Raw genomic sequence first — 11,954 nt, 5'->3', positions numbered from 1 at the left:
TCATGGCAGTCACGGCCGAGGATTACTCCACGCTCTCGAACGGGTAGACAAGGCTCTGCGCGCCCCTGATGCCGGAGACGAGTACGTTGCTGCTCGGACGGTAGGGCAGGTGCTTCAACGGCTCCAGGATGATCCGTACGGTGACCGGTGCGGCTCCGGCCTCCAAACCGGAGACGACCACAAGGAAGAAAGCGGGTCGCCCACCAGTGTCAGCTCCGCACCCGTCGGCGCGACCTGTGTGGCCTGTGCTGCGAGGAGGACGGCACATGTCTCGGCAGCGTCCCACGCGGTGGCTCGGTCCCCCGGTTCCTTGGCGAGAGCGCTGCGCACGATGGCGTGGAGTTCGCCAGGAAGGCCACGCAGATCAGGATCCTCGGACATGACCCGGTAGGCGACCGCGTCGGGGGCTCCCCCGCCGAAGGGCGCGCGACCGGTGGCTGCGAAGGCTATGAGGGCGCCCCAGACGAACATGTCGCCCTCAGGACCCGTTGTACCGGTGCGGTAGTGCTCGGGGCTGATCCATCCTGGGGTTCCGGTCAGAATGCCGGTGCGCGTCACGGATGTGCCGTCGGCGGCATGAGCGATGCCGAAGTCCAGCACGCGGGGACCGACCGGGGTCAGGATGACGTTCTGCGGCTTGACGTCCCTGTGGACGACACCCGCGGCGTGAATGGCCGCGAGAGCCTGGGCTGTGCCCGTAGCAAAGGCGTAGAGGGCTCCACCGGCCAGCGGCCCGTGCGCGGCGATGTACCGATCGAGGGTGAGCCCTGGAGCATAGGCAGTGGACAGCCACGGCGACGCGGCTTCGACGTCGGCCGCGATCAGGGGTATGAGGCACGGGCCCTGGACACGAGCGGACAGCTGGACTTCTCGGCGGAAGCGCGCCCGGAACTCCGCGTCGTCGGCCTGAGCAGGGTGGACGACCTTGACTGCGACCCGTAGACCGGCGTCGTCAAGGCCGGCGAACACCGTGCCCATGCCCCCTGATCCAAGGCGACCCATGATCCGGTAGGGGCCGATGCCCGCGCGTCGAGGCGATAGGCACTGCCTTCTCAGGCAATGGTCGGCAACGCTTCCTCATCGAGCGCACAAAAGAGAAACGGAACCGACGAGCCTCGCTTGCCGTTGCTCCGTCGCTTTCGCCGCAGCGCGTCTGTTCGTCGCTGCGCGCCACGGCCTGGCCCTCCCCGACAATTGACTGACACCCCATCAGAACGAGCGTCAAATGAGCGTCACGAACGTCATCTCAGCGTCAAGACATCGCCCGTAACGCCCACACGGCACATACCGCGCACCCGCAAAACCCCAGGTCAGGCGTCCTTCTTCACCGGCTCCAGGATGGCGACACACTCCACGTGATGCGTCATCGGGAACAGGTCGAACGCCCGCAGCGTCCGCACCCGGTACCCGCCCTCGCGGAAGTAGCCCAGGTCCCGGGCCAGGGCCGCCGGGTCGCAGGCGACGTAGGCGATGCGGCGGGCGCCCAGGTTTGTCAGGTGCCGGACCGTGTCCTTGCCGGCGCCCGCGCGCGGGGGGTCGAGGACGATGAGGTCGACGTCGGTGATGCCCGTGCGCGGGAGGACCGATTCGACCTTGCCCTGCTCGATGCGGACGCGCGGGAAGCCGGCCAGGTTGTGGCGGGCGTCCTCCACCGCGCGCTTGCCGGACTCGATGCCGAGGACGGCGCCCTGGTCGCCCAGGCGGTCGGCGAGGGCGCCGGCGAAGAGGCCGACGCCGCAGTAGAGGTCGAGGGCCATCTCGCCCTTGCGGGGCAGCAGGCCCTGCATGACGGCCTTCATCAGGGTGTCGGCGGCCTTCGGGTGGACCTGCCAGAAGCCGCCGTTGCCGACCCGGTACGTGCGGTCGTCGGCGCGCTCGCGGACGAAGGGGCGGCCGTGGACGCGGTGGACGCCGCCGTCCTTCTCCTCGACGCGCAGGACGGAGACCGGCTTGTCGAGCTCGACGATGGGCAGGCGCGCCCCCGGGCGCGGGGTGAGGATCACCTGGCGGTCCTGGGAGCCGGTCGCGGCGATCGCCTCGATCGACGCCATCCCCTCCCAGGTGCGCTTCTCGATGCCGAGCTCGGAGACGCCCTCGGCCGCGATCATGCAGTGGTCGACGACCTCGACCTCGTGCGAGCGGTGACGTCGCAGACCCGCGTGGCCCTCGACGTCGACCGCGTACTGGACGCGGGTGCGCCACTGCGGGACCTGCCCGGCGGGGAGCTTGTCGCCCTCGGCCGGCACGACCGTGCCGTCCCAGCCGGCCTCCTCGGGCGTGAGGCCCGCGAGCCGCTTCAGCTGCTCGGCGATGACCTCGCCCTTGAGGCGGCGCTGCGCGCCCGGCTTGGCGTGCTGCCAGTCGCAGCCGCCGCACTTGCCGGGGCCCGCGAAGGGGCACGGCGCCTCGATCCGGTCCTTCGAGGCCTCGAGGATCTCGACAGCGTCGGCGCGCAGGAAGCGGGAGGTCTCCTCGCCCTCGGTGACCCGGGCCCGCACCCGCTCGCCCGGAAGGGCGTGGCGGACGAAGAGGACCCGGCCCGCCTCCGTACGGGCGATGCAGTGGCCGCCGTGGGCCACCGGGCCGACCTCGACCTCGTACTCCTCCCCGACCAGCGACGAAACAGGGGTGTTCTGCATGATCGGGGGCTCCAGGGAGATCAGATGAGGAGAAAGAGAGACCGTGGGCTGCTGTTCGGACAGCAGCCCACCAGTCTAGTTGCTCTTCGCGGCCGGTTCCTTCGCGCGCTTCTCCACCGGGCCCCGGCGCACCGATCCCGGCGCGTTCCACTCCTGGCGCTTCCTCGCCCGGTTCTTCGCGGCCTCGGAGGAACGGAGCTGGTACGGGACGGACGTGACCATCACGCCCGGCGTGAAGAGCAGGCGGCCCTTGAGGCGGAGCGCGCTCTGGTTGTGCAGCAGGTGCTCGTACCAGTGGCCCACCACGTACTCGGGGATGTAGACCGAGACGGCGTCGCGCGGGCTCTCCTTGCGGAGGTTCTTCACGTACTCGACGACCGGCCGGGTGATCTCGCGGTACGGCGAGTCGAGGATCTTCAGCGGCACGTTGATGCCGCGCCGCTCCCACTCCTCCTTGAGCGCCTTCGTCTCGGCCGCGTCGACGCTGACCGTGAGCGCCTCCAGTTCGCTGGCGTGCAGCAGCTTGGCGTACGCCAGGGCGCGCAGGGTCGGCTTGTGCAGCTTGGAGACGAGGACGATCGAGCGGACCCGGGAGGGGCGGACGTACTCGTCGGGGCGCTCCTCCGCTGCCGCGATCTCGGCGGCGACGGAGTCGTAGTGCCGGCGGATCGCGGTCATCGTCACGTAGAAGATCACCATGCCGAGCAGGGCGACCCAGGCGCCGTGCGTGAACTTGGTGGCCAGGACGACGACCAGGACGAGGCCGGTGAAGAAGGCGCCGAAGGTGTTGATCGCGCGGGAGCGGATCATGTGGCGGCGCTTGGCCGGGTCCCGCTCGGACTGCAGGTGCCGGTTCCAGTGCCGGACCATGCCGATCTGGCTGAGCGTGAAGGAGACGAAGACGCCGACGATGTAGAGCTGGATCAGTCGCGTCGAGTCGGCCCCGTAGATCCACACCAGGAGCGCCGCGGCGCCGGCGAGCAGCACGATGCCGTTGGAGAAGGCGAGGCGGTCGCCGCGGGTGTGCAGCTGGCGCGGCAGGTAGCGGTCCTGGGCGAGGATCGAGCCGAGGAGCGGGAAGCCGTTGTACGCCGTGTTGGCGGCCAGGAAGAGGACGAGCGCGGTGGCGGCGGCCAGCAGGATGAAGAAGAAGGTGTCCTGGCCGAAGACGGCGGCGGCGACCTGGGAGATGACCGGGTCCTGGACGTAGCCCGCGCCGACCGGCTGACCGTTGTGCAGCAGGTCCTCGGCGGGCTTCTCGGCCATCCGGACGTCGGTGGCCATGGCCAGGAAGATGATGCCGCAGAACATGGTGACGGCGAGGCCGCCCATGAGCGCGAGGGTGGTGGCCGCGTTCTTCGACTTGGGCTTGCGGAAGGCGGGCACGCCGTTGGAGATGGCCTCGACTCCGGTGAGCGCCGCACAGCCGGAGGAGAAGGCGCGCAGCAGCAGGAAGATCAGCGCGAATCCGGCCAGCCCTTGGTGTTCGGCCTTGATCTCGAAGTCGGCGGTCGGGGCGCGCATGGTCTCGTCGAGGACGATGCCGCGCCAGGCCCCCCAGACGATCATGGCGAAGACGCCGAAGACGAAGACGTACGTCGGGATGGCGAACAGACCGCCGGACTCCTTCACGCCGCGCAGGTTCATCAGCGTGAGCAGCACGATCACCGCGATGGCGGAGGCCACCTTGTGCTCGACGACGAAGGGCACGGCCGAGCCGAGGTTCTCGATGCCGGAGGAGATGGAGACGGCGACGGTGAGGACGTAGTCGACGAGCAGGGCGCTCGCGACGGTGAGTCCGGCCTTCGGGCCGAGGTTGGTAGTGGCGACCTCGTAGTCGCCGCCGCCGCTCGGGTAGGCGTGGACGTTCTGCCGGTACGACGCGACGACCGTGAACATCAGCACCACGACGGCCAGCGCGATCCACGGGCTGAAGTGGTAGGCCGACAGGCCCGCGACGGAGAGGACGAGCAGCACCTCACCTGGTGCGTACGCCACCGAGGACAGCGGGTCGGAGGCGAAGACGGGGAGGGCGATGCGTTTCGGCAGAAGGGTCTCGCCGAGCTTGTCGCTGCGCAGGGCCCGCCCGATGAGGATCCGTTTGGGCACGTCGGTCAGTTTGGACACGCAGAGGATCGTAAGCGTTCGAAAAGAGCCATGCCGACCAGCACCCCCGATAGGCACCGAATCTCCCTGGTTACCGCCTCGGATGAGGTCCCGGCCATCGTTGCCGCATAAGCTCGGACCGGACAGCACGCTTGTGCGTGTCCGCCATGGCCCGGGCCGGTCGGGCCGGGTACATGGCCGAGATGTGGCCAGAAAGTTGTGAGCAGGGTGTTTTCGCAGGTCAGTAGGGCGATCAGGAGTGCGGGGTAAGGGGACGTGCACATCGTCATCATGGGCTGCGGGCGAGTGGGAGCCGCTCTCGCGCAGACCCTGGAGCAGCAGGGGCACACGGTCGCGGTCGTGGACCAGGACCCGACGGCCTTCCGCCGTCTGGGCTCCGGTTTCGGCGGCCGCCGTGTCACGGGCGTGGGCTTCGACCAGGACACGCTGCGTGAGGCGGGGATCGAGGAGGCCGGTGCCTTCGCCGCGGTGAGCAGCGGTGACAACTCCAACATCATCGCCGCGCGGGTCGCGCGCGAGATGTTCGGCATCGAGAACGTCGCCGCCCGTATCTACGACCCGCGGCGCGCCGAGGTCTACCAGCGCCTGGGCATTCCGACCGTCGCGACGGTCCGCTGGACCGCCGACCAGATGCTGCGGCGACTGCTGCCGTCCGGGGCCGAGCCGCTGTGGCGCGACCCGAGCGGCGGGGTGCAGCTCGCGGAGGTGCACACCTCCGCCGCGTGGATCGGTCACAAGGTCAGTCGGCTCCAGGAGGAGACGGGGGTGCGCGTGGCGTTTCTCACCCGGCTGGGCGAAGCGATTCTTCCGACCTCGCAGACGGTGCTGCAGGAGGGCGACCTCGTGCACGTGATGATGCGGACGGACGAGATCGACAAGGTCGAGGCAGCCTTCGCCGAGGGTCCTGAGGAGGGCGGTCACTGATGCGTGTCGCTATTGCCGGCGCCGGCGCGGTGGGCCGTTCCATCGCGGGCGAGCTCCTGGAGAACGGCCACGAGGTCCTGCTCATCGACAAGGCGCCGACCGCCATCTCGGTGGAGCGGGTGCCCCAGGCGGAGTGGCTGCTCGCCGACGCCTGCGAGATCACCTCGCTCGACGAGGCGGCGCTCCAGCGTTGCAACGTCGTCATCGCGGCGACCGGCGACGACAAGGTGAACCTGGTCGTCTCGCTGCTCGCCAAGACCGAGTACGGCGTGCCGCGCGTGGTCGCGCGGGTCAACAACCCGAAGAACGAGTGGCTGTTCAACGAGGCCTGGGGCGTGGACGTCGCCGTCTCAACGCCGCGTCTGATGTCGGCCCTGGTGGAGGAGGCGGTGAGCGTCGGCGACCTGGTCCGGCTGCTGCGCTTCAGCCACGGCGACGCCAACCTGGTGGAGCTGACGCTGCCGCCGGAGTCGGCGATCGCGGGGACGCAGGTGGGCGATGTGGCCTGGCCGCAGGACACCTCGCTGGTCACCATCATCCGCGGCTCGCGGGTCCTCACGCCGAGCGCGGAGGAGACCCTGGAGGCGGGCGACGAGCTGCTGTTCGTGGCCGCCCAGGCGCGCGAGGAGCAGCTGGAGGACCTGCTGTCGGTCCGCCGGGAGCCGACCGAGTCCTGACCCGTGCAGGGGTACGAGGAGGGGCCCGGGACCTGTGACAGGTCCCGGGCCCCTTTCGCGTACGAGCGAGCAGGCCGAGCGGGTCTACGCCTCCGGGCGGCCCTGAGCCTCGGCCTTGCGGGCCTGCTCCGCCTTCTCGGCCCTTTCCGCCTTCTCGGCCTTCTCCTCGGCCTCCATCTCGGCGAAGACGTCGATCGGCGGCGGCGCCTTGGCGAGGAAGACCCAGGTCAGATAGACCGCGAGCAGGAACGGCGGGATCTTCAGGGCGACCAGGACCCAGCCCAGCTGGGTGGTGTCGGCCCACCAGTACAGCGGGAAGAGGATCGCGCACTTGGCGAGCAGGATCAGGCCCCAGGCCCAGCTGGCCTTCGCGTACGCCTTCTTACGGCCGGGGTTACGGGTGCGCCAGGAGAGGTTCTCCTTGAAGACCGGGCCGAGGATCAGGCCGATCAGCGGGGCGCCCGCGAGGGTCGTGATGATGTACGCGAGGCCGAGGCCGAGCGTGTAGAGCATGCCCGGCAGGTAGAAGTCCTTGGCGTTGCCGGTCATCATCGCGAAGACCACGCCGAAGGCCACGCCGAAGACGCCGCTGAAGGCGTGCTTGACGGTGTCGCGGCGGATCAGCCGGACGGCGACGAGGACCAGGGACACGGCGAGGGCGGCGATCGCCGAGAAGTGCAGGTTCTTGTTGATCGTGTAGATCGTGACGAAGAGCAGGCCCGGCAGGACCGTCTCCACCATGCCGCGCACGCCGCCGAACGCCTCGAAGAGGGCGGCCTCGGTCACCGCCCTGTCGGCCTGGGCGTCCTGGTCGGCGGTCGGCTTGTCGGTGGGCGGCTTGTCGGCGGTCGGCTTGTCGACTGACGTCACCGGCTACTCCTGTCCGAGCGGTCGGAGCTCGTATTTGGGGTTGAAGAGGACCCGCCGGCCGTGGCTCATGGAGATCCGGCCGGAGGCGATCAGCTTGCGGCCCGGCTCGATGCCCACGATGGACCGGCGGCCCAGCCACACGACGTCCAGCGGGGCCGTGCCGTCGAACAGCTCGGCCTCCAGCGCGGGCACACCGGCCCTGGGACGCAGGGTGACCGTCCGCAACGTACCAGTCACCTTGACTATCTGGCGGTCCGAGCAGTCGGAGATGCGCGTGCACCCCGACGCCGCGGAGTCCTCCTGGAGCTCCACCGACTCCAGTTCCTCCTGCGAGGTGGACAGGCGGTCGAGCATCCGGCGGAACCGCCCGACCGGCTTCTCAGTACGCGGTGCAGCACTCATACAGAAAGCGTACCGGCCCCCGACGACAGCGAACCCGGCACCGAACTCAGTGTTCGAAGCGGTATCCCATGCCCGGTTCGGTGACGAAGTGCCGCGGGTGCGAGGGGTCCTGCTCCAGCTTGCGCCGCAGCTGCGCCATGTAGACCCGCAGGTAGTTCGTCTCGGTCCCGTACGAGGGTCCCCAGACCTCCTGGAGCAGCTGTTTCTGGCTGACCAGGCGGCCGCTGTTGCGGACCAGGACCTCCAGGAGGTGCCACTCGGTGGGAGTGAGCCGGACGTCCTTGCCGTCACGGTGGACCTTCTTGGCGGCCAGGTCGACCGTGAAGCCGTCGGTCTCGACGACCACGACCCCGTCCTCGCTTCCGCCGACCGGCTCGGCCCGGCGGACCGCGGCGCGCAGCCGGGCGAGCAGTTCGTCCATGCCGAAGGGCTTGGTGACGTAGTCGTCGGCGCCGGCGTCGAGCGCCTCGACCTTCTCGTCGGAGGTCTGCCGGGCGGACAGTACGAGGATCGGCACGCGGGTCCAGCCGCGCAGCCCCTTGATGACCTCGACGCCGTCCATGTCGGGCAGTCCGAGGTCGAGGACGACGACGTCGGGGTGGCGTTCGGCGGCCAGCCTCAGGGCGGTGGCGCCGTCGGGCGCGGCGTCGACCTCGTACTTCCGCGCCTTCAGGTTGATCACCAGGGCGCGGACGATCTGTGGCTCGTCGTCGACCACGAGGACCCGGGTCATGGAGGGTCGCCTTCCTTTTCGCTGGTACGGGGGTTCGCTGGTGCGGGTGTTCGCTGGTACGGGGTTACGGAGGCTACGGCGTGACGGACGTTACGGGGTGGGCCCGGGGTACGTGACGTAGTCAGCCGGGATCGTGGCCTCGGCGGCGTCCGGCGCCGGCCCGGTGCTTCCGGCGGTCCTGAGGGTGAGGACCATGGTGAGTCCGCCGCCGGGGGTGTCCTCGGCGGTGATGGTGCCGCCCATGGCCTCGACGAAGCCGCGGGCGACGGCGAGGCCCAGGCCCACTCCGGAGCCGCGCGGGGCGTCGCCGAAGCGCTGGAACGGTTCGAAGATGCCGTCCTTGCTCTCGTCCGGGACGCCGGGGCCGCGGTCGGTCACGCGCAGTTCGAGGCGCTCTCCGAGAACGCTCGCCCCGACGGTGACCGGGGCACCGCCGGGGCTGTACTTGACGGCGTTCTCGACGACGTTGGCGACCGCGCGCTCCAGGAGGCCGCGGTCGACGGCGACCATCGGGAGGGTCTCGGGGATGTCGAGTTCGACGCTGCCGTCGGGGACGCCGCCGAGGGCCATCGGGACGACCTCGTCCAGGTCGGTGGGGCGGATGAGCGGGGTGACGGTGCCGGTCTGGAGCCGGGACATGTCGAGGAGGTTGCCCACGAGGTGGTCGAGGCGGTCGGCGCCGTCCTCGATGCCTTCGAGCAGGACCGCCTGGTCCTCGTCGGACCATTCGACGTCGTCGGAGCGCAGCGAGGAGACGGACGCCTTGATGCCGGCGAGCGGGGTGCGCAGGTCGTGGCTGACCGCGGCGAGGAGCGAGGTGCGGATCTTGTTGCCCTCGGCCAGTTTGCGGGCCTCCTCGGCCTGGTCGACGAGCCGCTGGCGGTCGAGGGCGACGGCGGCCTGGGCGGCGAAGGCACCGAGCACGCGCCGGTCCTCGGCCGGCAGGACCCGGCCGGTCAGGGCGAGGGCGAGATGGTCGCCGACCGGCATGTCGACGTCGGCGTCCTCGGGGCGCTCGACGGGCCGCGCGCCGACGCTGGCCGCGCAGGTCCACGGTTCGAGGTCGCCGGCCCGCTCCAGGAGGGCGACGGACTCCATGGAGAAGGTCTCCCGGACCCGTTCCAGCAGGGACTCCAGGCTGGACTCGCCGCGCAGGACGCTGCCCGCGAGATAGGACAGGACCTCGGACTCTGCGCGCAGCCGCGCGGCCTGGTGGGTGCGGCGGGCGGCCAGGTCGACCACGGAGGCCACCGACATGGCGACGCCGAAGAAGACGGCGATGGCGACGATGTTCTTGGGGTCGGCGATGGTCAGCCGGTGTAGCGGCGGGGTGAAGAACCAGTTGAGCAGCAGCGAGCCGACGGCTGCCGAGGCCAGGGCCGGGAGCAGCCCGCCAAGGAGGGCGGCCGCCACGGTCAGGGCCAGGAAGAGCAGCATGTCGTTGGCGAGCCCGAGCTCGGCGTCGACATGGGTGAGCAGGAGGGCGAGGAGCGTGGGTCCTGCGACGCCGACCACCCAGCCCCAGACGATCCGGGCGCGTCCGAGCCGGGCGCCGCGGGCCACGGGCAGGCCGCGGCCCTTGGCGGCCTCCTCGTGGGTGACGATGTGGACGTCGAGGTCGGGGCCCGAGTCGCGGGCGACGGTCTGTCCGACGCCGGGGCCGAGGACGTACTGCCAGGAGCGGCGGCGGCTGGAGCCGAGGACGATCTGGGTGGCGTTGACTCCGCGGGCGAACTCGAGCAGGGCGGAGGGGATGTCGTCGCCTATGACGTGGTGGAACGTTCCGCCCAGGTCTTCGACGAGGGTCCGCTGGTCGGCCAGCTCCTTCGGGGACGCGGAGGTGAGGCCGTCGCTGCGGGAGATGTAGACGGCGAGCACCTCGCCGCCCGCGCCCTTCTCGGCGAGCCGGCTGGCCCGCCGGATCAGGGTGCGGCCCTCGGGCCCGCCGGTGAGCCCGACCACGATCCGCTCCCGGGCCTGCCAGGTGGACCGGATGTTGTGCTCGCCGCGGTACTGGCGCAGGTACTCGTCGACCCGGTCGGCCGTCCACAGCAGCGCCAGCTCGCGCAGCGCGGTCAGGTTGCCCGGGCGGAAGTAGTTGGACAGGGCCGCGTCGACCTTGTCCGGCTTGTATATGTTGCCGTGCGCCATCCGGCGGCGCAGCGCCTGTGGCGACATGTCGACCAGCTCGATCTGGTCGGCCCGCCGCACGATCTCGTCCGGAACCGTCTCCCGCTGCCGCACCCCCGTGATCGACTCGACCACGTCACCCAGCGACTCCAGGTGCTGGATGTTGACCGTCGATATGACGTCGATCCCCGCCGCCAGCAGCTCCTCCACGTCCTGCCACCGCTTGGGATTGCGCGAGCCGGGGACGTTGGTGTGGGCGAGCTCGTCCACGAGCGCGACGGCGGGCCTGCGCGCCAGGACGGCGTCGATGTCCATCTCGGGGAACGCGGCGCCCCGGTACTCGAGCTCCTGGCGCGGCACCTGCTCCAGACCGTGCAGCATCACTTCGGTCCGCGGCCGGTCGTGATGCTCCACGAACGCCACCACCAGGTCCGTACCCCGCTCGACGCGGCGATGGCCCTCGGAGAGCATCGCGTACGTCTTGCCGACGCCCGGTGCCGCCCCCAGGTAGATCCGTAGTCTGCCGCGTCCCATGGCACGACCTTACGTCCAGCGAAACGGACATTCCGTGCGGGTGTGGGTGGCCCGGCGGCGTATTGACGTGATCCTGATGCCGCCGTCCCGGACCGGCGGGTCAGTGCTCGATGATCTCGCCGTCGCTCAGCTCCAGGACCCGGTCGGCCAGGCCGAGCAGCTGGGAGTCGTGCGTGGCGACCAGCGCCGTACAGCCCTCGCTGCGCACCACGGCCCGAAGGAGCTCCATGACCGCGAGGCCCGTCTCGGCGTCGAGCTGGCCGGTCGGTTCGTCGGCTATCAGCAGGGCCGGCCGGTTGGCGAGCGCGCGGGCGATGGCGACGCGCTGCTGCTGGCCGCCGGAGAGCTCCCCGGGGCGCTGGGCCGCGTGGCCGGCGAGCCCCACCAGGGCGAGCAGCAGGGCGACCCGCTCCTCGCGCTCCTTCGGGTCGGCCTTGCGCAGCCGCATCGGCACCCCCACGTTCTCCGCGGCGGTCAGGATCGGTATGAGGCCGAAGGACTGGAAGATGAAGCCGATCCGGTCACGGCGCAGCTCCAGGAGGCCGTCCTCGCCGAGCTCGGCCAGGTCGGTGCCGTCGATGACGATGCTGCCCTGGTCGGCGCTGTCGAGGCCGCCCACGAGGTTGAGCAGGGTGGTCTTGCCGGAGCCGGAGCGGCCCTTGAGGGCGACCAGCTCGCCGCGCGGGATGTCGAAGGAGACCCCGCGCAGGGCGTGCACGGCGGCTGCGCCCGTCCCGTAGGACCGGTGCAGGTTCTCTACCCGGACCATCGGCGCCCCCGCCGGGTCCTCGATCACGGCCGTGCCGGTCCGCGCGTTGCTCTCACTCACCGTGGTCCCCCCTCGTCCGAACGTGTGCGCAGTCAGTATGGGCCGGGGCCGTCGGCCCGTGCCAGGCCTGTGGACGAAGCCCTGTGGAC

At 70.5% G+C, this 11,954-nt stretch carries 10 protein-coding genes; 2 read left to right on the top strand and 8 right to left on the bottom strand.

Annotation, left to right across the window (positions count from 1 at the left end; genetic code table 11):
• Positions 1-114: 114 nt before the first annotated feature.
• The 3 genes from ACIGEZ_RS15340 to ACIGEZ_RS15330 form a co-directional block, all read right to left on the bottom strand.
• Complete coding sequence (locus ACIGEZ_RS15340; protein ID WP_399830865.1) at positions 115-978, bottom strand: serine/threonine-protein kinase; 864 nt, start codon at positions 976-978, stop codon at positions 115-117.
• Between the two features lie 332 nt (positions 979-1,310).
• Entirely contained in the window at positions 1,311-2,639 is a 1,329-nt protein-coding gene (locus ACIGEZ_RS15335) for a class I SAM-dependent RNA methyltransferase (protein WP_399830863.1), read from the bottom strand.
• A gap of 75 nt (positions 2,640-2,714) precedes the next feature.
• On the bottom strand, positions 2,715-4,766 hold the full coding sequence (locus ACIGEZ_RS15330; RefSeq protein ID WP_399830860.1) for an APC family permease: 2,052 nt from the start codon (positions 4,764-4,766) through the stop codon (positions 2,715-2,717).
• Positions 4,767-5,021: 255 nt separating this feature from the next.
• Here ACIGEZ_RS15330 and ACIGEZ_RS15325 point away from each other — a divergent pair, with 255 nt between their 5' ends.
• Both ACIGEZ_RS15325 and ACIGEZ_RS15320 read left to right on the top strand, forming a co-directional pair.
• Entirely contained in the window at positions 5,022-5,690 is a 669-nt protein-coding gene (locus tag ACIGEZ_RS15325) for a potassium channel family protein (RefSeq protein ID WP_399830857.1), read from the top strand.
• A complete protein-coding gene (locus tag ACIGEZ_RS15320; RefSeq protein ID WP_399830855.1) occupies positions 5,690-6,367 on the top strand; it encodes a potassium channel family protein in 678 nt (225 codons plus the stop codon). Before ACIGEZ_RS15325 ends, ACIGEZ_RS15320 begins: the two co-directional genes overlap by 1 nt.
• A gap of 84 nt (positions 6,368-6,451) precedes the next feature.
• Here the strand turns inward: ACIGEZ_RS15320 and ACIGEZ_RS15315 are convergent, their stop codons facing one another.
• From ACIGEZ_RS15315 to ACIGEZ_RS15295, 5 genes are all read right to left on the bottom strand, one after another.
• Positions 6,452-7,237, bottom strand: coding sequence for a DUF3159 domain-containing protein (locus tag ACIGEZ_RS15315; RefSeq protein WP_399830853.1), 786 nt, complete (start codon positions 7,235-7,237; stop codon positions 6,452-6,454).
• Positions 7,238-7,240: 3 nt separating this feature from the next.
• A complete protein-coding gene (locus ACIGEZ_RS15310) occupies positions 7,241-7,639 on the bottom strand; it encodes an OB-fold nucleic acid binding domain-containing protein (RefSeq protein ID WP_399830851.1) in 399 nt (132 codons plus the stop codon).
• 46 nt (positions 7,640-7,685) lie between these two features.
• A complete protein-coding gene (locus tag ACIGEZ_RS15305) occupies positions 7,686-8,372 on the bottom strand; it encodes a response regulator (RefSeq protein WP_399830848.1) in 687 nt (228 codons plus the stop codon).
• Positions 8,373-8,462: 90 nt separating this feature from the next.
• Positions 8,463-11,036 carry an ATP-binding protein gene (locus ACIGEZ_RS15300; RefSeq protein ID WP_399830846.1) on the bottom strand — a complete coding sequence of 858 codons (2,574 nt, stop codon included), beginning with the start codon at positions 11,034-11,036 and terminating at the stop codon, positions 8,463-8,465.
• A gap of 100 nt (positions 11,037-11,136) precedes the next feature.
• The gene (locus tag ACIGEZ_RS15295; protein WP_399831469.1) at positions 11,137-11,805 is read right to left on the bottom strand and encodes an ABC transporter ATP-binding protein; all 669 of its coding nucleotides are present in this window, start codon (positions 11,803-11,805) and stop codon (positions 11,137-11,139) included.
• Positions 11,806-11,954: the final 149 nt, after the last annotated feature.

Source organism: Streptomyces sp. NPDC085481 (assembly GCF_044541845.1).
Classification (GTDB): Bacteria; Actinomycetota; Actinomycetes; order Streptomycetales; family Streptomycetaceae; genus Streptomyces.
Note: the sequence above shows the minus strand (reverse complement) of the source record. Positions and strands in the feature narration are given on the sequence as shown.

What these genes read in the sequence shown, in the direction of transcription:
- ACIGEZ_RS15340 (WP_399830865.1), bottom strand. Translation starts at nt 978, where the DNA reads ATGGGCACGGTGTTCGCCGGCCTTGACGACGCCGGTCTACGGGTCGCA.
- ACIGEZ_RS15335 (WP_399830863.1), bottom strand. Translation starts at nt 2,639, where the DNA reads ATGCAGAACACCCCTGTTTCGTCGCTGGTCGGGGAGGAGTACGAGGTC.
- ACIGEZ_RS15320 (WP_399830855.1), top strand. Translation starts at nt 5,690, where the DNA reads ATGCGTGTCGCTATTGCCGGCGCCGGCGCGGTGGGCCGTTCCATCGCG.
- ACIGEZ_RS15310 (WP_399830851.1), bottom strand. Translation starts at nt 7,639, where the DNA reads ATGAGTGCTGCACCGCGTACTGAGAAGCCGGTCGGGCGGTTCCGCCGG.
- ACIGEZ_RS15305 (WP_399830848.1), bottom strand. Translation starts at nt 8,372, where the DNA reads ATGACCCGGGTCCTCGTGGTCGACGACGAGCCACAGATCGTCCGCGCC.
- ACIGEZ_RS15300 (WP_399830846.1), bottom strand. Translation starts at nt 11,036, where the DNA reads ATGGGACGCGGCAGACTACGGATCTACCTGGGGGCGGCACCGGGCGTC.
- ACIGEZ_RS15295 (WP_399831469.1), bottom strand. Translation starts at nt 11,805, where the DNA reads ATGGTCCGGGTAGAGAACCTGCACCGGTCCTACGGGACGGGCGCAGCC.